The following is a 24,125-nucleotide window of genomic DNA, read 5'->3' on the forward strand; positions in this document are numbered from 1 at the left end:
CTGCCTGTTTGAAGGAACGCACGTGCCAACCTCATTCATCGGGGGAACCCCGCAGCAACAAACCGTGCTCAACGACGCGCTTGCCGCGCTAGCCGATGCACTGACCTTGGGCGCGAGCCTGCCGACGTCACCGGCATTGAGCACGCTGTTCGGCAACGGCACCACCGCGGCCACGGTGAGCGCGGTATTTTCAACCGCGCTCAGCAAACTCTCTACGGTCACCATCACCTTCGACCTGAACAACTCGCTGCCAATGATGATGCTCGACGGCGTCTATCTGCAGATCACGGCGTTCACGTCCGCGACTGCAACCGTCACGCTCTGGAGCGACATCTGGCAACGGATCTATCTGGACCCGAAGTCCGGACAGATCGACCTGGCGGCTTCGCTTCTGCACGAACTCGCCATCACGTTTTGCGGCCTGGTCGACTTTGCCGGCGTCAACAGCCGCGCAGCCGCGCAGACGCTGGCAGCCACCGCGCCAACGTCGGCCGCGACCTGCGCGGTGAACTTCATGTTCGCGCTGCGCGCGCAGCTCGACTCGCCGCCAGCGCCGTGCCCGCCAGGAGGTATCGCCATCGCGTCGGCCAATCTGCTGCTCAGTTTCTACCAGACGCTGAACGGCAGCGTGATCGGCACACTACCGTATCTACTCTCCGCGCTAACCGCGCCCCCGCTTGGGTATGGGCGGCTTGCCGTGTTCGGCGAAGGCAATGCGACCGGCAACACGTATTTGCATGCGTTCGACCTGTATCAGGGCGGCGACTTGTGGGCGGCAGCGCTGCCGCAAGTGTCCGGCTCCATCGATGCGACACCGGTCGCGACCGGCAATACGATCTGGTTCTGCACAGGCAGCGGCCAGCTGGTTTCCGTGGACATCACCACGCCGGGCAGCCCCGTCGTTCGCTCGGCGCTCACGTTCATGTCCGGAACGTCCACATCGCGAGTGACCAGTTGCCAGCTGTCGCGCGACGGTGGAACGCTTTACGCGGTCTCGAGCATCGGCGTCTATGCGTTGACGCTCGGCGCGCAGCCCGCGCTGAGTTGGTCAGCCTGTACCACCACCGACTTTTCCGCGCATGGCGCGACCCTTGCCGCCGGCACGTTACTCGCCGCTTCGGCGCAAACTCTGTATGGTTTCGGCAGCAACGGCAGCACATGGACACTTACCTGCCCGGCCACCATCCAGACACTATTGAGTCCCGGCAGTGGTCAGGCGTTGATAAACGGCCAGGCCGACACCTTTACCGTCGTCGACGTCGACAGCCGCAGTGCCGTGGCGACATGGACACCGGGCATCACAGGAATCGACTTCGCCAAGGTGCTGCTGGTCGGAAACCGGTTGTTTGTCCCCACCGCGTCTGGGCAACTGGCGGCCTACGCGTGGCTCTTCATCGATCAGCCAGCCACATGGTCGCTCTGCTGGAGCGTCACGCTCGCGCAGGCGGCGGCCACGGCGCCGGTGCTCTGGGGCAGTGCGCTCATCGTGCAGGACGGCGCCGGAACGCTATCCGCGTTCGACTTGCAGACCGGCGTGCGTCTGTGGTCCCGGACCGGCACCCCAGTCTCCACGAGTGCCCCGCTCGGCGTGAGCGCGTTCGTCAACGAAGCCGACGCAGCCCTTTACCCGCAGGCAAACTACCAGGGCACGCCGGCACTGATCAGCGCACCGCCGTCGCCTCTGCCCGCGATCGCGGCACTCATGCCGGGCCCGGCGGGGTCCTACGCGTTGCCGGAGAGCGGCGGCACGGCACTCGGTGAAGTCTATGCGCCGAGCGCGACGCTTGCCCTCGGCGGCGCACCCACTTCGGTTTCCGGCTGGGGCTTAGCCCAGATGGGCGCGTTGCTTTCGCGAAAGAACCTGCGCTTCGACGCCATGTCGGCACGCAGCTGGATGCAGAGCGCTGCAATCAACTGCCTGGCAAGCTGGTTCGTGCGCAACGGCGCCGCGCAGGTATTCGGGCCGAACGTCGCGATGATCGATTTTGACGGCACCGCGTTGCCACTCGCGCGCAGCGTGGTCGCGGTGGTCGGCGTGGGCGGTAGCGGCTCGCCGGTGCCCGCGTCGGTACAAAGTGCGCTCGCCATGTCCGGCTCCACCGCCCAGGACGCGATCCAGCTCTTTCCCGGCGACCTGGATTTCACCCAGCGCGTGCATATTACCGCAGCTACGCTCGCTGCCGCACAAAGCATTCTCGGCGACACCGTACTTGGCCGCGCGCGCACTGTCCCCAGCGTGCCGGGCATCACCGCGCAACTGATCGAAGTGAAGTTCGGCGCCTATCCGTTCGATTTCCGCGCGAGTGGCCAGACCGGTGTCGACAAAAAAGGCAGTCCGATTGCGTGGACACCGGCGCAAATCGCCGCCGGTTCGATCAGCGGCACACAGGTAGGGACCGGCCAGCCTGCCACGATTGCGTGGACGGACGCGCAGACCAACCCTGGCTGGATCAAGTTCGACTGGATATTTTCGAATCCGTCACAGCAGATCGTCCTGAACACCAGCAACGTGCTCGACCCGACGTGGCAGAACCCTGCCGGCGACATCGCGACGCTGGACGGTTCGCAGGATGCGTTTCTGCAGGAAATCTATCTTGACGTAGGCAACGAGACCCTCGTGGCCGCCTTGTTCGTCGCGCTCGGAGCCGATCTGCGCGCGCAGTACATCGAGCAGCTGGAACTCGAGGTCATAAAGTTCGGTACGCCACACAAGGCGAAGTACAACCTGGGCAAGGTTGCCAAGCGCCTGTACAACCTCACGCGGATGTCCGGGCGTCTGCTCGACTCGATCTATTTGCAAGGCATTTTTGCCTCTCCCATTACGATGGTTTATCAGATCTGGAGCCGCATCAAAGGCGTGGAAGAAGCGGCGCTTCAGACCGCTATTCCTGCGAATCAGATCAAAGCACAGACCCAAGCTCTCCTCACCGTCCTGCAGGGCCAAACGGGGCTCGATGCCTCCCGCAAGCAGGTTCTCGCCGCCGATCTGCAAGCCATCATCAATGCGCTCGCGACCACACCGCTACCCGCCGGTTTCGGAAGCCTGATCGATACGTGCCAGGCCGATGCGATCGCATGGATCAACACGGTGTTTTCCGATCTGTTAAGCGCCAACTCCGGTCTGCAGGCGTACTTTCAGACACTCACGAGCAGAACGGTCTCCGCGGCCATGGTCGCCCGTAAACATCCCCGCATCTACGAGGGTCCCGATGACTGGTCCTGAACAAGCAATCGATGTCCGCCCCCCTCGCCGCGCCGTCACCAACGTCCTCGGACTGTGCTCGACGGGCCACGGCGCTGCCGCGGCACTGGTCTCTTCCCGGCACGGCACCAGAGCGCTCACGCTCGAACGCTTTACGGGCAGCAAACACTCGATCCTGTTTACCCGGCGCGAGCTGGCCGACATTCGTGCCGCGCACTCCGAAGTCGATGCAGCGATCCATTCGGCGCTCGACTACTCGTTCAAGGGCTTCCCCCCGGCCTACGTCGCCGAGGACACGCTGCTGCCCTTCATCCACCATCTGCTGCGCGGCTTGCCACTCACGCCGGACGATATCGACCTGATCGTGACGGCCGACTGTCATTTCGCATTCAACTGGGGCCGCGTCGGCTCGCTGCTCGAGTGCCTGTTCCCCAATGCCGCACTCGTGCGCGACCTCGATCATCACCAGATACATCAATGGCAGGCCTATCTGCCTAGCCCGTTTTCGCATGCCGCGGTACTCACGGCCGACGAAAGCGGTGAGAGCCTCGGGCGCAACGACGAATCGAAGATCGCGATGACGCTAAGCCGGGCCGATGGACTCGCCATCGAGGTGCTGCAGGAACACCTGCACCCGCAGAGCAGTCCCGGCCTGCTGTACGCGGAATTTTCGCGATACCTCGGCTTCTTCGCGGGAGATGAAGGCAAGACGATGGGCCTCGCCTCCTATGGGCGCGATACGCTCTATCGGCTGCTGCGGCCCGCTCTCGAATTGCGCGCCGACGGCGAGTTTGCGTTCATGCAGGCCGAGGCCTATCTCGCCGAACTCGCGCGCTATGCGCCGCGCCGCAAGAGCGGTGCCCCGCGCCCCGAGCACGCGGACATCGCCTATGCGGCACAGCGGCTGATCGAGGAGATTATGGTAAACGCCGCGTGTGCACTGCGCCGCCGCTTGCCGGAAGAGGACGCGATCTGCCTGTCCGGTGGTGTAGCGCTGAACAGTTGCGCCAATCAACGCATCGCGCAGGAAGCAGGCTTCCGCAACATCTATATCGCACCCAATCCCGGTGACAACGGCCACGCGCTCGCCTGCGCGTTGTACGGCGCCAACGTGTTGGGTGAACTGCCTCGCGCCGCGCCGGCAACCGACTACCTTGGGCCGCCACCCGATACGGACGCGACGCTCGCGCTCGCCGCGCACAACCTGTCGGCCTCCAGTACGACTGCCGATGAGGTGGCGGAGCTTCTCTCTCAGGGCCGGATTCTCGGGATGTTCCAGAACGGCAGTGAATACGGCCCACGGGCACTCGGCAATCGCAGCATTCTGGCTGATCCGCGCTCGACCAGCATGACCCACATCGTGAACGCACGCATCAAGCATCGCGAGCTGTTCCGGCCGTTCGCGCCGGTCGTGCTATACGAGCAAGCCGCTGAGTGGTTCGAGCTGGGCGATGAAGGCGACGACGAAAGTCCGTTCATGTTGCGCGTGTTTCGCGTCCGCGAAGATCGCCGCGATCAGCTTGCCGCGATCACGCACGTGGACGGCACCGCGCGCATCCAGACGCTGCGCAGGCCCGCCAATCCATGGCTGTACGACATTGTCGAGGCCTTCGGCAAGCGAACGGGGGTTCCCGTCGTGCTGAATACGTCGTTTAACCTGGCAGGAAAACCGATCGTGGAAACCGTTGCGGATGCAATCGACTGCTATCGTTCATGCGGCATGGACGGCCTGCTGCTCGGACGGCAGTTGGTGAGCAAAGCGAACCGCCAGGAGGACACATCCGATGGCAGCGCCACAGGGTCCGTCGAATTCGACGAGCTGCAACGCCTGATCGCTCATGCGGAGGGCGCATAATGAGCAAGCCCCGGTGGCTCCCCTGCAGCGTCTACTGCATCAGCTTGCGACAGAGTTCGGCGCGGCGGCGCCACATGGAACGGCAGTTTCGGCGCGTCGGCTGGCCGGCGGAATTCGTCAACGCGGTCGAGGGGACGAGCCTGGATCTTGCGTCGATGCGCAGCGACGGCCTGCTGCACATGGAAAACGAAGGACTGACCGGGCCGATGTCACCCGGCGAAGTCGGCTGCGCGTTATCGCACGCCGAGGTATGGCGAACATTCCGGTCGTCGCGCAGCGGTTACGCGTTGATCTGCGAAGACGACGTCGTGCTGCCAGATGCTTTCGACTTGTGGACGCTGCTGCGCTGGACGCCGGGAGATGCGGACCTGGTGTATCTGCATTACCTGAACGATCAGCACCAGAACCTGATGGGGGCGGCGTTCGACATCGACAAGGACAAACCCGTCGTGCGCACCGGGGGATTTGCCATCTTCAGCACATGGTCGTGCGGCGGTTCCGCCTGTTACCTGGTGTCCCAGCGTGGCGCGCGCACGCTGCTCGAACATGTACGGCCGCTGCGCTATCCGAGCGACGGCTTGCTGGCGCGCCTGAGCCACCGCGGGGTACTACGCGCGTATGCGCTGTCGCCAAAGCCAGTGGCCATTTACCCATTCAATTCGACGATCCGATGACAACGCACGACAGTGCCATCGACGCCACCGGCGACATTCACTACGCGGGCAGTGCCGCGACACGCGCACAGGTCCGCCAGCTGGCCGCGCAGCTGATCGGCGTGCCGGATCAGGCCACGGTGGCCACGGTGAAATCGCTACGCACCGACTTTCCCTTGCCACAGGCCAGGGCGTTTCGCTGCCGCCTCGAACCGGATGTCTGGCGCGGCATCAGCATCGTCGCGCGCGGGCAACCGCGCGCGGCTTCGCTCGCGCTGGTGGACCTGGTACGCGTCGCACTGGCCCTCGATTCTCACGCGCGGGAGCGCACGCGCGCTTATGGACGCCGCTGGAAAGTCAGGACGTTCGAGGATTTGTGCCAGGTGCTGACGCGTATTGGCGACGTTGCGGAAAGCGCGCTGTATCTCGCGAGTTATAAACCGAGGGGCCTAATCGTCATGCCACCATTTGGTTTGACCGCGGAGATCCTGTTGCTCGCGAGCGGCGAGCGGCCGGTATCCGATGCTTTACTACTCGACTGGTTCGAAGGCGCCCCATGACCACGCTGCACTTCAACCCCTTCGCCAAGGGTTTCACCGCACAGCCCTACGCACACTATCGCGAACTGCGCGAACACGACCCCGTGCACAAGAGCTTTATGGGGACCTGGGTGGTAACCCGCTACGAGGAAGCCAGCGAAGTCTTGCGGGACGCCACCTATAGTTCCGAACTCTCGCGCTGGAGTGGCTTCGTTCAACGCTACCGGTCCCGCCGGGGTGTCGCATGGCTACTCACGCGTTCGCTGCTGAACCGCGATGAGCCGGACCATAAGCCACTGCGGCGCGCCATCGTCCAGGCATTCAGCCCGGCTGAGGAAGGTCGCCTCATTCAGTTGGTCGACGAGATTCTGAAGACTCAGCTTATGTCTCTGACGACTAGCAGGACGTTTGACGCGATTGGCGATTTCGCGTTACCCGTTCCCGTGCACACCATCTGTCGCGTATTTGATGTAGCGACTTGCGAGCGTGAAAGCGTGAAGGCTTGGTCGAACCACGTTGCCGCATTGATCGAACCCCTGCCCGCGGCATCGATTCTTGGCGATGCCACCGAGAGCATCGACGCATTCAAAGACTATCTGCGACAGAAGATGAAGAACCCCACCGACGCTGGGCTCGCAGGCACGCTGGCCCGCGCGGTCGAAAACCATGCGATCAGCCTCGAAGACGCGCTGGCCAATCTCGTTCTGCTCTTTCCCGCCGGCCACGAGACCACGGTTAACCTGATCGGAAACGGACTCTGGCTTTTGCTGCAACATCCGGAGCAACGACGGATGCTCATCGAACAGCCTGAACTATGGCCAAAGGCGATTGAAGAGATGCTCCGCTTCGAATCACCCCAGCAGATTGCATGGCGCGTCGCGACACGCGACCACGAACTGGGCGGCAAGCCCATCGCCGCTGGCGACCAGTTGATGCTCGTACTGGGTGCGGCGAACCGGGATCCCGCAGTATTCAACGACCCGGAACGCTTCGACATCACGCGGAGCAACAACCGTCATCTGGCATTCGGACAGGGGCGCCACGCGTGTCTTGGCGGCTGGTTTGCCAGAATGCAGGCCATGCACGCACTCAGAGCGATCGTGGAGCGCCTTCCCGACCTGACGCTGGCGGGCACGCCAGAGTGGTATCCGACGATCAGTTTTCATGGTCTGCGCCATCTTCCGGTGTCGACCGCTGGGCTCGAATTGAAGAACGGGACAGGAAGATGAAAGGACTTCGGGTGTTAATCATGACGGGCTTCGAAACCCTTACCGGCTTCATGTTGCCCATGGAACACCGTTGCCTCGTGTGGGGGCTCGATGAGGCCAACATTGAGTGGCATCTGTATAACCCGTGGAATCCACTACCCAACCTCGAACGGTACGACGCGCTATACATCTCCGTCTACCGCTTCTACAACCGCAACTTTGTCTACTATGGCGCCAAACGCGAGCGCGAAGCGCATGCGCGAGGCTTGCCGGTGATCAGCACGGTGGAGAACGCGCATAGCCTGCATTCGTTCTATCTCGGTCGTTGGGCCGAAGGCGGCATTCCCTGTGCGCGGTATCAGCACTTCGCGACCTTTGAAGATATTACGGAGCTGCAATACCCGCTGGTGCTGCGGCGCGACGGCATGCACCGCGGATCCGGCATGCACCTTGTCAGAAACGAGGACGAAGCGCGCCGCACCATCGAACATCAGCGAGTACAGGCACTGCACACCTACCCCAACGCGAAGGGCATGCTGCCGCTGAATCTGGCCATTGAGTTCATCGAAACCGAGCGATCGGGGCATTACTACCATAAATTCCGGAGCTATGTCGTCGGCGACGACGTGATTCCCGCGCACTTCATGCGATCGATGTCGGCGTTCGTCAACTACAAGGATGCCGCCTTATGGGCGCAGACCTGCTCCATGGATGAAATGTTCCGCATGGAAGGCGAGCCGCATCCGGAACGCGTTCTCGCCGCCGCGCGAGCAGTGGGACTCGACGTGATCTCGCTCGATTACAGCCGCCTGCCCGACGGTCGATATGTATTCTGGGAAGGCAATCGGGTACGCGCGACAGCGGGGGACGCGCATGTCGCATGGCTGGGAATCCGGGATACCGACCTGCAATTTGGCACGGCCGTGGCGCGACTGATCCGCCAACGCGTTGAAACGGGCGCAGCGTCCGCCGCGCCCTCGCCTCGAGCCGTGGCCGCGCTCGCACGGCCCCCGTCCGCGGCATTCATGCGATGATCGATCGGCTTCCCGACGCCGCGGTCGCGGCACTGAAGCAACTGCGCGACGATTTCCTCGAGGGACGGTGGGACGCGCTCCATACGGCGCTCGGAAACTCGCAATTCAGCATCAAAGGCAACGTGACCACGGCCGCTGCGTTTCGACGCTACCTGGAAACGCGCCAGTTCGTATTGAGCGAACTGATCATGGAAGCGTTATTGAGCCTTGAGTACACGACGAATCGCATTACCTTGTCAGGCCGGTTTGCGATCATCGGCCGTCGGGGACCGCGCGAGCTCCGCGATGGAATCATCTGCGACACTACACTTGCACTCGTAAAGGCTGGCGAGACCTGGACTTTGACGAATGTTCAGGCACGATGTCCGCCCGAGTGGGCCCTTTGGCGCAATCGACCTAACCCGCAGGCACCGATCGACTACGCCAATGCGGCTGAAAGCGGAAAAGATGGTTTGGCCAGGAGGGGTATCCGCGATGGATGTCCATTGTGAGGCCAGACCCGATTCCGTCCCGTTTTCAGTTGACAACTTTCGCTCTCCCGAGCGATCCGGATCGGCCTGGACGGTGAACGGCTTCCGGCGAACAGTGCCATTATGTCAGCGGGATTTCGGCGGACTTTTCGATGGGCAGGGAGCGGTGCGTTGATCGGTGCATTCAAGCGGCATTGCGCCTTTTTGGGGTTGGATCAAGCTGAGCGCGAATTTCTTCATAAGCCTCGCAGTCATAAAGCTCATCGTTTTCATAATAAAGGTGCGCAGTTTCCGTAGGCATTCAGTCGGGCTCTGTCGCATTAAGGCGTGGAGGTAAAATCAGGGCGACAAGAATTTGATGAAGCTCGCGATGGAAAAGACGAAGAAGACGCCGCGAAAGACGTTACCCGCAGGTGTCGCCAAGGTTCTGAAGCGACTGCACTATCCGGTGGATGTGATTCTGCTGTGTGTGCGCTGGTATGTGGCGTACTCGCTGAGTACGCGCAATCTCGAGGAGATGATGGCTGAACGCGGTTTCGAGGTTGACCATTCAACCGTGCATCGCTGGGTGATCAAACTCGTGCCGTTGTTCGAAAAGGCGTTCCGCAAGCACAAGCGCCCGGTCGGCAAGAGCTGGCGGATGGGCGAAACCTATATCAAGGTCAGTGGCGAATGGAAATACCTGTACCGCGCTGTTGACAAGGCGGGCAACACCGTCGATTTCCTGCTGAGGGCTCGCCGTGACAAGGCCGCGGCGCGTCGCTACTTCGAGAAAGCCATCGGCCAGAACGGCGTGCCCGAGACGGTCGCCATGGACAAAAGCGGAGCCAATCTGGCCGCCATCCAGAGTATCAATGCTGAAAGGGAAACGCCGATCAAGGTCCGCCAGGTCAAGTATCTGAATAACATCGTAGAGCAGGATCACCGGGCGATCAAACGCATCGCCAGGCCGATGATGGGTTTCAAGGATTTTCGGTGCGCCCGCATCACAATGTCCGGCATCGAAGTGATGCATATGATCAGGAAAGGGCAAATGAAGACGGCGCACGGAACTCATCCTTCCAGCGCCGAGCAATTTTACTCCTTGCTTATTTAACGAATGCTAACAAACGTGCATTCTTTCGACAGCACTTCGTTATCGCGACAGAACCCTCGCTAGATACCGTTCAGCTATTGTTAGGACACTCCCATCTCGATCACGTCTCACCCTATCTGGACGTCACGCCGCGCGAGCAGCGCGATGCGCTATCGGCGTTCGATCAGTTGGAGTGGGACTGAAGAAAACGCTTTGACGTGCCGATATCAGTTAAAGCTGGACGTCGTTTTCGATGATAGCAATGCTTGCAATCCGTCGCCTGAATGCTATCATTGATATCAACATCACAGGAGGCATTGCAATGGCAAATCTTTTGGTGCGCAACGTGGACGACGCCTTGGTGCAGAGTCTGCGCGAACTGGCCGCTGCGCATGGCCGCAGCGCCGAAGCCGAACATCGCGAAATATTGGCAAAGGCGCTGCGAAAGCCCAAGCGTAAGAGCTTTGCGGAAGTGTTAACGGGTATTCCAAACGTCGGTGCGGATTCGGATTTTGAGCGCGTCGATGACGGCGAGGCTTCGCGTGTATTTGGTTGATACGAACGTTATCAGCGAGGTCCGAAAACGGGACCGCGCGAACAAAGGGGTGCGTGCTTTCTTCCGCCAAGCGGTGCGAGACGACAGCGATATTTATTTGTCGGTCGTTACCGCTGCGGAATTGCGCCGTGGAGTTGAGTTGATCCGCCACAGGGGCGACACACAGCAGGCGACAATCCTCGAAACGTGGCTTGGGGCGATCATGGTTGACTATGCCCAAAACGTTCTGTCTGTGGACGAAGAAATCGGCCAACTATGGGGACGGCTCCGCGTGCCGCATCCAGAGCATGCCTTGGACAAACTGATTGCGGCCACAGCCTTGATTCATGACCTGACCGTTGTCACGCGCAACGTCGATGACTTTGCAGGAACAGGGGTCCGGTTGTTGAATCCCTTTGACTAAGGAAAAGCACCATGGACCATCTTGACATACGGACGGATTTGTCCGCTTTGCCAGGCGTATCGGACGTGTCAGCCGACTCCCGACAAGAGCGTTGTTGTGAGCTTCGTTGACGGGGCGAAGGCCATTGTCGAGCGCGATCCGTTGGACCTGTTTGCGCGACGCGACTCTTACATCATGAGCCTTTCCAGCCAGCCTCAGGCCTTGCAAGAAGTGATCTTTGTAGGCCGGCCGCGAGCAAAGGTAATCGAGCATTTGGCGGAGCTGGCTGCTCGCGCCGCGGATGCCACATAAATATCGGAAAAGCCTCGCGATGACTACTCTGCACGCGCTGATTCCTGATGCGGACATGCTGCTCGCCCTTGCGCCCGAGGAGCTAGCGCCCATCCTCCTACGCCTTGCCAAGCAAGACCGCGTGAACCAAAACAACATGTTCACAACGGCAACCGCAACCCCATACCTGTATGGCGCGAATTTCGATTCGAATGGCGGCTATCCGCGGCTCAAGCAGGTGGAGATCGACATGGCGCTCGCTGAGGCATGGAACTGGCTGCAGGTGACCGGGCTGATTGTGCCGGCAAGCGAGCCGAACGGCCGCAATGGCTGGTTTGTTGTGAGCCGTCGCGGAGAGGCCCTGGTGGATGACCATGGGTTCCGTGCGTTCCGAGAAGCCTTCGAGTTCCCGAAAACGCTTCTGCATCCGGTTTTCGCGGAAAAGGTTTGGCTGAGCCTTGCGCGTGGCGACTATGACGAGGCTGTTTTTGCTGCCTTCAAGTCCGTCGAGGTAGCAGTTCGGGATGCGGCAGGCCTCGCGGCTACCGACGTCGGCACAGATCTGATGCGCAAGGCATTTCATACTGCGAACGGGCCGCTCTCAGATCCGTCGCAACCGACAGCGGAGCGCGAAGCGCTGCAACACCTCTTCGCCGGGGCGATTGGTTCGTACAAGAATCCGCATTCGCATCGTACCGTCACGATTGCCGACGCGCGCGAGGCGCAAGAGATGGTGATGCTCGCGTCACATCTAATGCGAATTGTCGACACGCGCCGAACTCTGCGGCTATTTTGCCATGACGTTGATCGGATCCGTTACCTCTTTCAATGCGCCGCGCCGGCGTCTGGCGACTATTTGGCGGGCTGTGGATTTGGTCTGCGCGTTGGCCGCTTTTCACGCATTCCCCGCGCATGCGCAAGTGCAAGGCCCTGTGTCATGCCAAGCTGAGGTGCAGCGCGTCGGCCAACAACTGATGTCGGCGAACCGCCCTGCACCGTGCGCCACGTGTGCGATCAGGTTGACGCAGACGCTGGGGACCCTCTATAGCCATGGCACACTGCCAAACTTCTACGTGCAGGTTGCCAATGTCAATTGGCATGATCCGCAACATCGTCCGGCAATGATGTCGGGACTGAGCGTCGGGGGGATTCCAGCGGGCGCTAATCTGGCGGCCGACATCGACAGCGGCCACGGTCCACGTGGCTCCCTTCAGTTGCTCTACACAAAAGGGGGCCGACCGATCGCGGTCGCGTCGACAGATCGTAGGGTGTTGATTCCGGTTTCACCTTGCACACCTTCGCCTACGCAGTAGGCTGCAGAGGCATTCCGCGGAGAGTGACCGTTTCCTATCGAAGTTCGAAATCTGCCGAACGCGAATCAGCCGAAAGCGTAAGCGCCGCTCGGGTCAAATTGGAAGGAAAAGCCATATGAAACTCATCCCTATTGCGCTATCCCTGATCCTCACTGGCTGCGGCCAAGCATCGCATGATGCTTCGCCCACGGCATCAGGCCACTACCAACTGGCTGTGGATGGCGGCGGCAATGCGTGGAGATTAGATACGAACACGGGCGAAATGAAGCGTTGTTGGCAAGGCACCCCACCAGCAAAAACAGCGCCGAGTTGCTATACCGCGACTCAGGAGTGACGCGATCCTAACGCAAGGAACCGCGAGGCAGAATCGTCGTCGTAGCAGCACAAGACCCATCATCGACAGAGAAAACGTGAATCGAACGATCATCGTCGTCGCGCTGATGCTTGCCGGATGTGCATCACCGGCGGTTTTTCGTGATCCCAAGACGGGGCAAGTGGCTCAATGCAATGCAACAACGCCGGGAATTTTCCCGATCATCGCTCAACACGAGATTGACGATTGCGCAGCAGCTTATGGGCGCATGGGCTGGCAGAAGCAGTAGAGCGTGAATCTGGAGCATGGAAAAGCCTTGGCGATCGTGAGTTAAATGACGCGGCCCAGCAGCAGGACTCGGGTATCACGAAAGAGGACAAGCATGACATTCAAGATCAAAGCCGCCGATCAGAAGCGCATCGATGCAGCGTTCGGCGAACTGACGGCGCAGCGGAGCACGTTGGGAGAGTCTGTGCGTGTGTTCAATGAGGCGGTTGCGGCTGCACGTGCGAAGCTGGAACTAGACGTGGACGCATATAACGAAAAGGTCGATGCGGTGCGGGGCATGCTAGATGACGTGCATCGTGAGCTTGAAGATGAATTCGATGATAGGTCGGCGAACTGGCAGAACGGCGACAGGGGAATCGCGACGAAGGAATGGATCGATTCGATCAGCGCCTTGGCCGAGGAATTAACCGCGTCGGCGCTCGACGTCTTCCCCGAATCGCTCGAATTTGAGGATGTGATCGGCGATGACCCCGCCGAGGGCTACAACGAACTGGACAAGGAAGCGCCAGGCGCAGAGTAATCAGCGGCGGCCTGGCATACCGAGGAAAAGCAAACCATGTCGAAATTGACCCAAGCACTCGCACTGCGGGCTGCGATTAACGTGCTACGTGACTCAGCCGAGTCGCGCAAGATGCCATCAGGCGAGCCGTTAAATGACGCCGTCGTGCAACTGCACCTGGACGCAACGGATACGCTCGAAGAGTCGTTGGCCGACCTTCGGGACCACGAGTAGGAAAAGCGAACGATGGGGCATCGCGAGTGTCACGGATATCGATAACCGGAAGGCGCGTTCTTGTGGCGCTCGTGCTTTGCATAGGTGTTACGTGCATGGCAATTGGCGCAATGCTACTGTTTCAGTTGTCAGTGATCAACCGTGCCATCAGCGACTTCCGTCTGGACGAGGCCATCGAAAGAGCACGAATTAACCGTGGCGAAATACCTACTATCGACGATTTCCTTAACCCGCCATACCTGAAGCGATACGGCTTGGACCTGAACTTGTACATGGACAAGCAAGGCCATTTTTCGCCAACCGGCTCTGACTGGCAACGATGGGGTCTTCGGACAAAGGCAGCGGCCACAGTGATGTGGCTGGGTCACGATCCACCCGGAACGTGGTGGACCTTCCTTCAGATAAGATGCGTCGACCGCTTTTACGAAGCTCACGCCGACAGCGAGCCGATTGTCGATGTCGCTGACGCTTGCCTCGGCCAACCACATTGACCACAGTATGCCCAACTGGCGAAGCACAGCCGATCAGGTCGGTCCGATCGGCAGCTGCCACGACATCCCCGTTGTGAACCTTTTCGAATACGGGCGCTTCCTGCATCCGTCCTTCGGCACCGATCTCGCCGTCATGAGCGTTCGGTGCGAAGCCGAGTTCGACCAGACGTTGTCGTTCGGCTTTCGCGTCGCCGACGCAGACTGCGACATGGCCCTACCCGTCGCCATGCGTATAGGGTTCGGCGCGGCCCTTGTTGCACGTCAGTTCGATCTCCGCATCGGCCTCGCCATTGCGCAGATAAACCAGTGTGAATTCGGGGAAGTCGAGCCGATGCGCGACGCTGAAATGGAAAGCTTGCTGGTAGAACTGCAGCGAGCGCTGCAAGTCCTGCACGCGGATCATCGTGTGGATCAGCTTGGCCATGTCGCACCCCCGTGTTGTTAAATCAAGCGTAGGGACGCCAACACGAATGTGGTAATGCACGGCTAAATCGCCTTAGGGACTTGCCCTATGCTGCAAGCGCGTCGGTGTTGCAGGCTTTCGCGCTATGGCCCAGGTTCCAGGGCCGGCGCAGATGGCATGGCGACGCGGTTGCAATGCAGCAGGCCATTCGGCGCGGGAGCGGCGATGCGCCGGCAAGATCCGTCTCGTCGTCGCCACCTGCGGATGCTAAAGTCCTTGAAGCCGCCGGCTTTCAACGAAAAGAAGGGGACCGTCATGCCAAACAGAACCTCCCTGCTCCAGCGCGCGGCAGCGGCTGCTTTCTTTGTGCTGATCGCGAGCCATGTGGCCCGCGCCGAAGATAGCGTCGCGCCGGTTCATCCGGCCGCTCGCGATATTGCCCAGGAAGAGCGCAACCGCGCGCTAGTCGTGAACTTCTACGAGGCGGTGTTCAACCGGCACGATCTCAGGACTGCTAGCACCGTGCTCGCACCGAATTACATTCAGCACAATCCGCATGTGCCCACCGGGTCCGCGCCGTTCATCAGCTTCTTTACCGAATACTTCAAGCATGCCCCTGATGCTCGTTCGGCCATCGTGCGCAGTGCGACTGACGGCGATCTCGTCTTTCTGCATGTTCACTCGACCAGCAACCCGCAAGACCGCGGCAACGCCATCGTGGATATCTTCCGCGTCGAGCACGGCAAGATCGCCGAGCACTGGGATGTGATTCAACCCGTGTCCGAGCAGTCGGACAACGACAACACGATGTTCTAGTCGATCCGGCGAAACACGCTGTCTGCCGTGGGTCTCGACAGCGCGGCGCGGTTCAATCGCGGCTGCCGAACACCGCCTCCCCTTCGAACAGCGTTATCACCGTGTCGACCTCGGAGATTCGATGCGGCGCAACCTCGCGCAGATCGCCGCTCAAGACCGCAAGCGATGCCGGCCGTCCCGCCGAAAGACACCCCGCCTGATCGTCGAAACGCAAGCTAAACGCCCAATTCTGCGTATGGCGGCCCGCCTTTTCTCCGTTAGCGTTCTTTATCCAGCCGTGATAGCGGCGTTTGCTTCGTTCGCCGGTGCTGCTCTAGCTGCGGGAGACGCTCTTGCGCCAACTGCGTACGACGCTCGGTACTGAGCAATTCGACAAACTGCGTCAGGCAACCGTCACGCTTGCACTTAACGACCTTGAGCAAGTGTCAAATGACACAAAGTCGTCCAGACCCAAAGACCAGTTTATAAGGCACAGCGAGCGGTGCTGGACGACTTTGGGTCATTTCTCGGACAACTTTGTGTCGTTTGACAGCAACGCCCACGGTGTTTGCCGCAGAGGACGAGCAATCGATTGCCCGGACTGTTCCGGCAACTGGCGCAGCGCCAGATGAGTCAGCTCGCGTGAACCGTCTCGGCCCTTTGGACCCGTAACAGGAAGTTCCAGGCCGGCTCCCCGATCCCACAAACGTTTGGAGCGGACAACTCATTCATGCGGACCGGTGCGATCCGCACTGCGCTGTCCGTCAAGGCTGTGCAAATGCGAAGGAATAAAAGGCTTCGATGTCCGTTTACGCACAGCGACTACCCGCGTTGGTGCATCGCGAGCTCTCGCCGGATACCCGTGCCTTGCCAATCGACAAGCGGGCCGATCTTTTGCGAAATGGAGTCACAACATGAAAACTCTACGCCATCTGTCTTCTCTCGATCCGATCGCTGACGTCACCCGGCTCGCGAAGCCAAAGCGGACATTTCATGCCGCTGCCCGTGGCCTGCGAAATGCGGCATGCGGGGTGGGCCTGCTTGCACTGTCGTTGGGCTCCGCGTGGGCAGGCACTGACGCGACGATTCTGCCGCCGTCGTCCACGAGCGCATCGACCGTTCCAGCCAACGGCGACCTCAATCCGTACGGCATTGCTTTCGTGCCAAGCGGCGTGCCGTCATGGAGCACGCTGAAGCCGGGGGACGTCGTGGTGTCCAACTTCAACGCCAAGTCGAACCTGCAAGGCACCGGGACGACCATCGTGAAGCTCGTCACCGACAGCAAGCCGGTCACCTTTTTTCAGGGGCGCGACCTCGGTCTCACTACCGCACTTGCAGTGCTCAAGAGCGGCTTTGTGCTGGTAGGCAATCTTCCGACCAAGAGCGGCACAGCCGTCATCTCACCCGGCTCGCTGCTGGTGATCAACCCGCAAGGCGGGCTCTTCAGTGAACTGAAAAGTTCCACCCTGTTAAACGGCCCGTGGGATATGACGGTGATCGTCGATCAGGGGTCGAGGGTCACGGCATTCGTCTCGAACGTGTTGAACGGCACGGTGGCCAGGCTCGATATCAACATCGGGGAGAGCAACGCGACCCTTTTGCAAAGCTCGCTGATCATTGCGTCCGGCTATGCGCATCGGACCGATCCCGCGGCGCTCGTTGTCGGGCCAACAGGACTGGCCTACGATGCGGCCCATGATGTGCTCTATGTCGCGTCAACCGCTGACAATGCGGTGTTCGCGGTTTCAGGTGCTGCGTCGATCACGCACGATGGCGGCGTGGGAAGGGTAATTTACCAGGACAACACCCACCTTCACGGGCCGCTGGCGTTGGCGCTTGCGCCCAATGGCGATCTCGTCACGTCGAATGGCGACGCGGTTAATCCCGACCCGCAGCAACCGAGCGAAATCGTCGAGTTCACGCCTGACGGACGCTTTATCGCGCAGATGCAGATCGATCCGACGTCGGGCTCGGCATTCGGCCTCGCGTTTGGGCGCAGCAGCAGTGGCCAGCCGCAGTTCGCGGCAGTCAACGACAACACCAACACTTCGACTGTCTGGACATTGCGTCAAAGCACACCTTGAGCGAATGCCAGAAGTGCGCGCTATCGAAGCCCACCTCGGCACTGAGCGCCGAGGTGGGTGTGGTTGTACACGGAATAAAGCGCCCACCCGGTCGTTTACCTGTTGCCGCGGTGCAAGACGCGGGCTACGGCTGGCACGGCGGCTTGCCTCGTTTGCGATCGCGATGCCTCATGCGTCGTGGTTGCGTTTGCGCATTGCTGCCACGTTTCTATAAGGACGGAAATCATAATCAGGATCTTGCTGTGTGCCATTGCCTGCGCTGTGCCTGTCACCTGCCTTGCTGAGGCACCGAGGATTTCGAACGGCATGGTGATCGACGACGATGGGATGACGCTCTACACGTACGATAAAGACACGGTGCCGGGGAAAAGCGCCTGCACCGGCGGTTGTGCAACCATGTGGGTGTGCCGTCAGGAAACGGACGAAAACGTACGATAGCCGCACCGCACAATCAATATAATCAACAGCTTGCGAATGGACTCCGTTTTTCGGCCAAGGGTCGGAACGCAGCGTTAGCGCCAAGCCTTATGCGACAGGGCTTCCCGGACGTCTGGCGTACGATTTCGTCCGTTTCCTGACGGCACCCCTGGACGAGCGCTTCAGGGAATTCACCTGGTCACCGGCCAGGTAGCGCGGAAGACTGACGTCGCGATCCACACGCTGCGCCGTATGGATCTCGCGTCATTCCGGTACCGGTTTACGCGGACCACTATGGGTTGGTTGTTGGTCCGGCGGGTGGCCATCGATGTCGTGGCACGTCGATTTTTGCCCGCGGCGGCCAATCACGAAAGGGATCGTGACAACGGCTGCAGGGGCTACGGACTCGATGGCCATACGTTTGCCGGAAAACTTGTCGCAACTGGAATTTATCCCGCGGATTTCGGGGCCGCGCCCGAATGGCTGGGTGCCGTCAACGGCAACCTGAACCCGAATCGCTACCCCACGGTTTTCATCGCTCCCATGAGCGTCTCTACGAGACTGCGTCCCATCACATCAGGGGCGGCGCAAACGGGGATCGAGGTCACGTTCCGGTATAACGCCGTGACGCCAGACTCAGCACGTATAGTCGATGACCGCCCCGGTCACGGTTTGTCTGCACGTAATGAGACGCTCCTGACGCCGAATTTCTCCGTTGCCCGCTGGGCATTGTCAGACAGGAAGCGATACTTGTCGTTGACCTGCTGTGCGACGACGTGCAGGCCGGCCGCCTCGATTGTCTGCTTGTAGCGTTCGACCTGCCAGGCGCCACCGATGCAGGCGGCCCACAGCGTCGAGTTGCATGAAATGCTTTCGGGCAGATCGACATCGGTCACGATGTCTGCAAGCGCAAGCCGGCCTCCCGGGCGCAGCAGCCGCGCCACCTCGCGGAACACCTGAAGCTTGTCAACGGCAAGGTTGATCACGCCATTGCTGATCACCACGTCGAAGCTGCCATCTTCGAACGGCGCGGCGTCGATGTAGCCCTTGACATAGGTGATGTTGCGCACGCCGTGGCGCCGGCGGAGCCCTTCGGCCTTGGCGCGCTGTGCGTCAGTCATGTCCAGTCCGATCACCGTACCCGTCGGTCCGGTCAACAGGCTGGAGACGAAGGTATCCATGCCCGAGCCACTGCCGAGATCGAGCACGCGCGTGCCCTCCATCTCGTCGAGCAGGTGAAAGAAGTAGCCGACGCCGGCGAACGAATCGATGGCCTCGGCGGGGACGCGGTCCAGGTCGGCCGTCGGGTAGCCGAGCCGCTCGGCCAGCGCGCGGCCCATTTCGAAGTGGAATTCGCCGTGCGGATGCTCGGCGACGTCGCGGTACATCGCCTGGACCTTGGTTTCGAGCTCGCCGCGATCTACTTGGGTGGACATAGGGGGCCTCCAGTCCGGAAGTCGCCCCATTGCAAACGCCACTCGAAGCGCCCGGGTCGACGGTTCTCCCTCGGGAAGCATAGGTCAATCGACCGATGCATGTCATGTCCATCACGGTGGAATCGTCCTTTTCGTGGAAATTCTGGCGCTTTGCATTCAAAATCGCTTACTTATCAAGGGCTTATGAAGTAACGCCTCAACGGGGTGTTGTGATACCGCAAAGCCTTGCTGGACGGTGCACTGCGAGCAGCGCCCGCCAGATTTGCGCGAAAAGGACGACTACCCCGAGGAGCGCGCCCCATCGGCGCGGCCGTGCTCAATCGCACGTCCGAAATCCGTACGCCGGGAGCGGCAGCTCGGATAACGTGTGGGGAAGGAAAAATCTCGTCCTCGCTTCGCGCCATGCAACAACGCTATCTCGCGATCAAGCGGATCGGTGCAAGACATCAATCGCCGACTGAACTGCATGCGAATCTGCGGCCGTTTGCCACCGGGATCTCCTTAGCATTCCGGGACGCGCTCAAGGAACGCAAGGTGACTTCCGGGCACACCCTGGTGCAGGTTTCTCCAGTCGCAACGAACGTGCGCGACGATCGCTAGTTCTGCACGTCGATGCGTCCGTAGACGCCGTCCGCTTCGTCATTAGGTCCTGCGGCAAAGAACAGCGTGTTCACAGGCTGATTATCGAGTCCATTACCGAACGCAATACCCCACAGCCCGGCCTGCACGAACGGGGCTCCATTCGGCATCTTGACGGTGCCGACGAATTGGCCGCTGGTCGGATCGAAAGCGTTGATGGTGCCCTCGCCGAAATTGCCGATCAGCACGTCGCCGCTCAACGGACCGAAGTTGGCGGGCGCCAGCGCGACGCCCCAGGGTGCATTCAGCGGACCGGCCGATGCGAAGCGCTGCATGAGATTACCTGCTGTATCGAATACATCGACGAAGCCGAGGCCCGGGCCGTCGAGATTGTCATGCAATGCCGCATTCTGTTTTGCGTAGGTCACGAAGAGCTTCGAGCCGATCGCCTGAATGCCGAACGGCGCGAATCCGGCCGGCAACGTCGGGTCCTGAAACTTGCCAGGCAGCGCGACTTTCGTGAAGGTCCTGTCGAAGACGTCGATCTTGCTGTTGTGAAAATCCGTGGCATACAGAAAGTTCGCGCCACCGTTGCTTGCGAGCGCAAGCCCTTTGTAGACCGCGCCCCCGCTGCCGTCGTCGAACACGGTGATCGCGGCCGTCGGACTGACCGCTGGCGACCATGCAGTAACCGTGCCGCCCTCGCCAACGAAGATGAAAACGCCCACGCCGGACTTGCCGCTCTGGCTGACGACGAAATCCGTGGTGCCGTTGAAGACGATGCCGGTCGGATTTGCCGGACCGCTGCTGCCGTCAGGGATGCTGACGACGAGCGATTGCGGCACGCCGTTGCCGTCATAGAGGGTGGCGACCGACGTTGCGTTGTCCGCGACCCAGAAGAAGCCCTTCGGATTGAAAGCGATGCCCCAGGGGTTTTTCAGGTTCGCGTCGGTGTGCGGCGCGGGGACGGCGCCATCCGAAACCAGCGCGGTCGCTGTGAACGATTGCACGTGGACGGACCCGTCGCCACACGCGACCAGACTCGCCAAAGCCGCACCGCCCGCCACGATGCTCAATACCTTAAGCAGAGATTTCATGACAGCGCTCCTCATCTGACCGAAGGTCAACGAGATTACTGAACGTGCGGTAACGCCGCTTTATTCCCTTGCCGGCGAACTATTTCAGGGTGCGCGATGGATTTGCGTTCGGCGGGGTGTCGCCCGAGAGACACACGACAACCAGTAGATCAAGGAACGGCTCACAAAGCTGAACTCGCGGCAGCCTCAAACGCTGGGTTGTACTGCCTGCAGGATGCGGCGCCGTTCGCCCGCGTGCGCTTGAGCAGTGACTCCTGTGCATCTCGGAGGTTGGCCGCTTGCTGACGTTCCTCTCCCTTAAAGGCAGCCCGGGTGCGATCGGCACCCAGGTGGCCCTCGCGCAAGAGATCATGCAACGCGGCGGAGACTATTGATCTGTGGGCAAGGACAATCAACCCAGCCTGGCTCTATCTAGGCCCATCGGCAAAGCCCAGGTTTGGGCGCCCAAGTTCATGCACACAATCAGGCAAGGCCAGCTCAGAACGGCTCGGAGTACAACGCCGTCCGCCGCCCAGTAGTCCTTTCGCTCGCCCCAACGCTCTTCCCGCGACAAAACCACCGTAGCAGGCTTGCCCTGGTTACCGGTCGTCCGTCGCCTTCACCCAGCGCTTCTGTTGAATCTACTAGCGCCTTAACCCGTTTGACTCGACAGCCTCCGACCGACCTCACGCCATCGGCGATAAGTGAAGGCGCATCAAGGAACGCACGAAGCAGGTCGCGTCAGCGCGTGACGACCAAAGACGTATGCATCCCCATAGCGTAGTGTCCGGGCTTGTTGCAGATCAGTACGTAGTGGCCGGGTGCCAACTTGAGCGTCAGACGACTGTTCTTGCCAGGAGCCATGTCCTGCGCCTCTCCCATTTTTTTGAACTGGCTCTCTGGCACTTGTTCCTTTTTAACTGGCAGCTTATCGGCGGCCAGGTCAGTTTTTAGCACGACCAATTCGTGTGTCTGAGCCGTGTCCGGTGCGTTGCTTACCTCGAACGTGACTGTACCGGCCTTGACACGACTCACATCAAGCTGGATCGCGTTGTTGAGCAAGGTGGCTTTTATCGTCTCGTTTGCGTAACCGGGACTGCAGACGAGGCCGAGCGCGGCTGCACCAAGGAGGACCGCGGTGCTTGGACTGGAGATCATGACATTTTCCTCTGCAAATCGGCCCGAGCTTCCACGTATCGCTGGTCGCCCTACGCATCATGCCTTGGCCGCTCGCTTCATTGAGAAGGGCCGGAAGAAGCGCAAGGAAACGACGTGCGATCCATCGACCGCAGCACGAGTCAATAGCTAACGGCATAGCGCTGCTGACGCCGCCGTCCGGGTCGTGGTCGTCGCAAGCAACAATGAATCTCAGGATCGAATGCGCTTCGAGGGCTGACCATTCCGCCCGCCTGCTCACTACGGTATTAAAACGTCAGCGCAGCACGGTTATTCCTATGTCCAGGAATTATTTTCATGTCCGTCGCTGTCCAATGAAGATGCATGCCGGATGATGACGTACCCAGCGAATCGGAGCTGTACGCACGCGTTTCGCGCAACGCCAATCACCACCGCACGCACTGACATCGGCGTCGACAACCGGCCATGCCACACACCGATTTGGGGCAAGTCAGCGCCCACGATGGGCGTTGCCGCTACAAGCCCGTACGCGAACGCCGTGCCAGCGGCGCCACGCCGACGCAAACCATTGGCACGCTGACGCTGAAATGCGCGACGAGTCCGATGAAGCGAACTCGTTTCCTTTGAGCGCCCGCTAAACGCGACGGTCAAGTACGCCGTGCGCGGCGCCGATGCGGAGGGCGAATTCGACCGCGCGGATGGCGGCATGAACCGGAGTTAACGTTACGGCCACGGGACCCTGGCCACGCTGAAGGTTCAGGTGAGAGTCAAAAGCAGGACTGACGTGCTTCCACAGTGGCAGCGCGCAAGGGGAAGACCGGCGGGCCGCTTTTGCGGTTTGGTCCGTCCGGCAAAGCCGGAAGTGCAGCCGATCAACAAGCGTTCACGCTCGACCCCAAGGTTGCGCCTTTGTGCCGAACGCAATTTCGGCTCTGTCACCTTCACCACACCCGATTGGAATAAAGCTGTCCCGTCGCACGTTTATTAACACCAGTGGCATGCGATGCTTCGAGCCCAGATCTGTACCCGGATGTCGTTCCTGACCGGGAAGAAGGCAACGTGCCAGGAACCTGGATCGTACTGCCCGCGTGCGCAAGCCTTGCTGCTCCCCCGTTTGCCGACGTACGCAAGACGGACCTCGGCAAATGGCTCGACGATGATGGCAAGACCCGGTGCGTCATCGACAAGGACACCGTTGCTTGGCGAGAGTGCGTGCGGCGATGCCTGTGCCGCGAACTGGCCACCGACGCCTCGCGGATCCATATGACAAGGCGGCGCGGCATACAAAGGACACCGCCTGTACCGGTTTGCGGCGGACAGGGAATACGGCGATATGAATGGTGACGGCTTGAAGGGCATGCGGCACAGCATGAAACTGCGGTCAGGCGATCGGCTCGCTGGCCGCGCTCACAGGAGATGACGTTGAAAGCAGTTCGACTATTTTCAGCATTCCTGATGGTTTTCGCAGTCGCCGTGCGGGGATGCTCGTCCGACGGGAGCATGCATGGCGATGGCGCGACGTCCAGCGGTGGTAACAGCAGTGGCGGCGGCGGATATTGATGATCCTGACGACGTCTTAGGGGCCGCGATTGCCTCCATGCGTTTTCGAGGTCGACCCGGCAGCCCCAGCGGGGCGACGAGCGGGTCCTGCGCGATGTGCATTGCAGGGGGTATTGGTGCCTGCCCGTCGAGCAACGCCGGATCCTGCTGTTGGTCGACTCGCGGCGTTCAGGTATCACGAGGCATCGAACCAGGGTAGCGGGAGGCGGGCCATAATCTACGATAGTGACCGGAG

Annotated in this window: 25 protein-coding genes and 2 pseudogenes; 22 read left to right on the top strand and 5 right to left on the bottom strand. The window is 60.7% G+C overall.

Features of this window, described 5'->3' with window-relative positions; translation table 11 throughout:
- Positions 1-22: 22 nt before the first annotated feature.
- From AC07WT_RS36505 to AC07WT_RS36585, 17 genes are all read left to right on the top strand, one after another.
- Entirely contained in the window at positions 23-3,223 is a 3,201-nt protein-coding gene (locus AC07WT_RS36505) for an outer membrane protein assembly factor BamB family protein (RefSeq protein ID WP_494950711.1), read from the top strand.
- Entirely contained in the window at positions 3,210-5,057 is a 1,848-nt protein-coding gene (locus AC07WT_RS36510; protein ID WP_494950712.1) for a carbamoyltransferase family protein, read from the top strand. Before AC07WT_RS36505 ends, AC07WT_RS36510 begins: the two co-directional genes overlap by 14 nt.
- Positions 5,057-5,731 carry a glycosyltransferase family 25 protein gene (locus AC07WT_RS36515; protein WP_494950713.1) on the top strand — a complete coding sequence of 225 codons (675 nt, stop codon included), beginning with the start codon at positions 5,057-5,059 and terminating at the stop codon, positions 5,729-5,731. Before AC07WT_RS36510 ends, AC07WT_RS36515 begins: the two co-directional genes overlap by 1 nt.
- A complete protein-coding gene (locus AC07WT_RS36520; RefSeq protein WP_494950714.1) occupies positions 5,728-6,270 on the top strand; it encodes a hypothetical protein in 543 nt (180 codons plus the stop codon). The genes AC07WT_RS36515 and AC07WT_RS36520 overlap by 4 nt, the downstream gene beginning before the upstream one ends.
- Positions 6,267-7,478: a cytochrome P450 gene (locus AC07WT_RS36525; RefSeq protein WP_494950715.1), complete on the top strand. Its 1,212-nt coding sequence runs from the start codon at positions 6,267-6,269 to the stop codon at positions 7,476-7,478. The genes AC07WT_RS36520 and AC07WT_RS36525 overlap by 4 nt, the downstream gene beginning before the upstream one ends.
- 20 nt (positions 7,479-7,498) lie before the next feature.
- Entirely contained in the window at positions 7,499-8,491 is a 993-nt protein-coding gene (locus AC07WT_RS36530; RefSeq protein WP_494950716.1) for an ATP-grasp domain-containing protein, read from the top strand.
- Positions 8,488-8,982: a hypothetical protein gene (locus tag AC07WT_RS36535; protein WP_494950717.1), complete on the top strand. Its 495-nt coding sequence runs from the start codon at positions 8,488-8,490 to the stop codon at positions 8,980-8,982. The genes AC07WT_RS36530 and AC07WT_RS36535 overlap by 4 nt, the downstream gene beginning before the upstream one ends.
- Before the next feature lie 349 nt (positions 8,983-9,331).
- Positions 9,332-10,057, top strand: coding sequence for an IS6 family transposase (locus AC07WT_RS36540; protein WP_494950718.1), 726 nt, complete (start codon positions 9,332-9,334; stop codon positions 10,055-10,057).
- A 301-nt stretch (positions 10,058-10,358) separates the two neighbouring features.
- Positions 10,359-10,592: a FitA-like ribbon-helix-helix domain-containing protein gene (locus AC07WT_RS36545; protein WP_492582768.1), complete on the top strand. Its 234-nt coding sequence runs from the start codon at positions 10,359-10,361 to the stop codon at positions 10,590-10,592.
- Positions 10,561-10,995: a type II toxin-antitoxin system VapC family toxin gene (locus tag AC07WT_RS36550; RefSeq protein ID WP_494950719.1), complete on the top strand. Its 435-nt coding sequence runs from the start codon at positions 10,561-10,563 to the stop codon at positions 10,993-10,995. The genes AC07WT_RS36545 and AC07WT_RS36550 overlap by 32 nt, the downstream gene beginning before the upstream one ends.
- Positions 10,996-11,091: 96 nt before the next feature.
- A complete protein-coding gene (locus AC07WT_RS36555; RefSeq protein WP_494950720.1) occupies positions 11,092-11,286 on the top strand; it encodes a hypothetical protein in 195 nt (64 codons plus the stop codon).
- A 19-nt stretch (positions 11,287-11,305) separates the two neighbouring features.
- The gene (locus AC07WT_RS36560; protein ID WP_494950721.1) at positions 11,306-12,214 is read left to right on the top strand and encodes a TIGR02391 family protein; all 909 of its coding nucleotides are present in this window, start codon (positions 11,306-11,308) and stop codon (positions 12,212-12,214) included.
- 479 nt (positions 12,215-12,693) lie between these two features.
- Positions 12,694-12,912 carry a hypothetical protein gene (locus AC07WT_RS36565; protein WP_408357365.1) on the top strand — a complete coding sequence of 73 codons (219 nt, stop codon included), beginning with the start codon at positions 12,694-12,696 and terminating at the stop codon, positions 12,910-12,912.
- A 76-nt stretch (positions 12,913-12,988) separates the two neighbouring features.
- Positions 12,989-13,180, top strand: coding sequence for a hypothetical protein (locus AC07WT_RS36570; protein WP_492595705.1), 192 nt, complete (start codon positions 12,989-12,991; stop codon positions 13,178-13,180).
- A gap of 93 nt (positions 13,181-13,273) precedes the next feature.
- A complete protein-coding gene (locus tag AC07WT_RS36575) occupies positions 13,274-13,699 on the top strand; it encodes a hypothetical protein (RefSeq protein ID WP_494950722.1) in 426 nt (141 codons plus the stop codon).
- 36 nt (positions 13,700-13,735) lie between these two features.
- A complete protein-coding gene (locus AC07WT_RS36580) occupies positions 13,736-13,912 on the top strand; it encodes a hypothetical protein (protein WP_494950723.1) in 177 nt (58 codons plus the stop codon).
- Between the two features lie 95 nt (positions 13,913-14,007).
- Entirely contained in the window at positions 14,008-14,403 is a 396-nt protein-coding gene (locus tag AC07WT_RS36585) for a hypothetical protein (RefSeq protein WP_494951136.1), read from the top strand.
- Between the two features lie 139 nt (positions 14,404-14,542).
- Here the strand turns inward: AC07WT_RS36585 and AC07WT_RS36590 are convergent.
- A pseudogene (locus tag AC07WT_RS36590) lies at positions 14,543-14,827 on the bottom strand (VOC family protein); the annotation flags it as partial.
- An 87-nt stretch (positions 14,828-14,914) separates the two neighbouring features.
- Here AC07WT_RS36590 and AC07WT_RS36595 point away from each other — a divergent pair.
- On the top strand, positions 14,915-15,622 hold the full coding sequence (locus AC07WT_RS36595; protein WP_494950724.1) for a nuclear transport factor 2 family protein: 708 nt from the start codon (positions 14,915-14,917) through the stop codon (positions 15,620-15,622).
- 52 nt (positions 15,623-15,674) lie between these two features.
- Here the strand turns inward: AC07WT_RS36595 and AC07WT_RS36600 are convergent, their stop codons facing one another.
- Positions 15,675-15,836: a hypothetical protein gene (locus AC07WT_RS36600; RefSeq protein WP_492595709.1), complete on the bottom strand. Its 162-nt coding sequence runs from the start codon at positions 15,834-15,836 to the stop codon at positions 15,675-15,677.
- A gap of 679 nt (positions 15,837-16,515) precedes the next feature.
- On the opposite strand from AC07WT_RS36600, the gene AC07WT_RS36605 reads away from it, so the two are divergent.
- Positions 16,516-17,685, top strand: a complete 1,170-nt coding sequence (locus AC07WT_RS36605) for a lactonase family protein (RefSeq protein ID WP_494950725.1) — start codon at positions 16,516-16,518, stop codon at positions 17,683-17,685.
- Between the two features lie 225 nt (positions 17,686-17,910).
- Positions 17,911-18,087 (top strand): annotated as a pseudogene (locus AC07WT_RS36610) (hypothetical protein); the annotation flags it as partial.
- 680 nt (positions 18,088-18,767) lie between these two features.
- Here the strand turns inward: AC07WT_RS36610 and AC07WT_RS36615 are convergent.
- On the bottom strand, positions 18,768-19,490 hold the full coding sequence (locus AC07WT_RS36615; protein WP_494950726.1) for a methyltransferase domain-containing protein: 723 nt from the start codon (positions 19,488-19,490) through the stop codon (positions 18,768-18,770).
- Positions 19,491-19,940: 450 nt separating this feature from the next.
- On the opposite strand from AC07WT_RS36615, the gene AC07WT_RS36620 reads away from it, so the two are divergent.
- The gene (locus AC07WT_RS36620; protein ID WP_494950727.1) at positions 19,941-20,138 is read left to right on the top strand and encodes a hypothetical protein; all 198 of its coding nucleotides are present in this window, start codon (positions 19,941-19,943) and stop codon (positions 20,136-20,138) included.
- On the opposite strand, the gene AC07WT_RS36625 is transcribed toward AC07WT_RS36620, so the two are convergent.
- Both AC07WT_RS36625 and AC07WT_RS36630 read right to left on the bottom strand, forming a co-directional pair.
- The gene (locus tag AC07WT_RS36625; RefSeq protein WP_494950728.1) at positions 20,135-21,214 is read right to left on the bottom strand and encodes a TIGR03118 family protein; all 1,080 of its coding nucleotides are present in this window, start codon (positions 21,212-21,214) and stop codon (positions 20,135-20,137) included. The two genes, AC07WT_RS36620 and AC07WT_RS36625, sit on opposite strands and share 4 nt — an antisense overlap.
- A 720-nt stretch (positions 21,215-21,934) precedes the next feature.
- Complete coding sequence (locus AC07WT_RS36630; RefSeq protein ID WP_494950729.1) at positions 21,935-22,351, bottom strand: plastocyanin/azurin family copper-binding protein; 417 nt, start codon at positions 22,349-22,351, stop codon at positions 21,935-21,937.
- 1,276 nt (positions 22,352-23,627) lie between these two features.
- Between AC07WT_RS36630 and AC07WT_RS36635 the strand changes: the two genes are divergently transcribed.
- Complete coding sequence (locus tag AC07WT_RS36635) at positions 23,628-23,750, top strand: hypothetical protein (RefSeq protein ID WP_492595743.1); 123 nt, start codon at positions 23,628-23,630, stop codon at positions 23,748-23,750.
- Positions 23,751-24,125 lie beyond the last annotated feature (375 nt).

It is taken from the genome of Paraburkholderia sp. GW821-FHT02A12 (genome assembly GCF_059422005.1).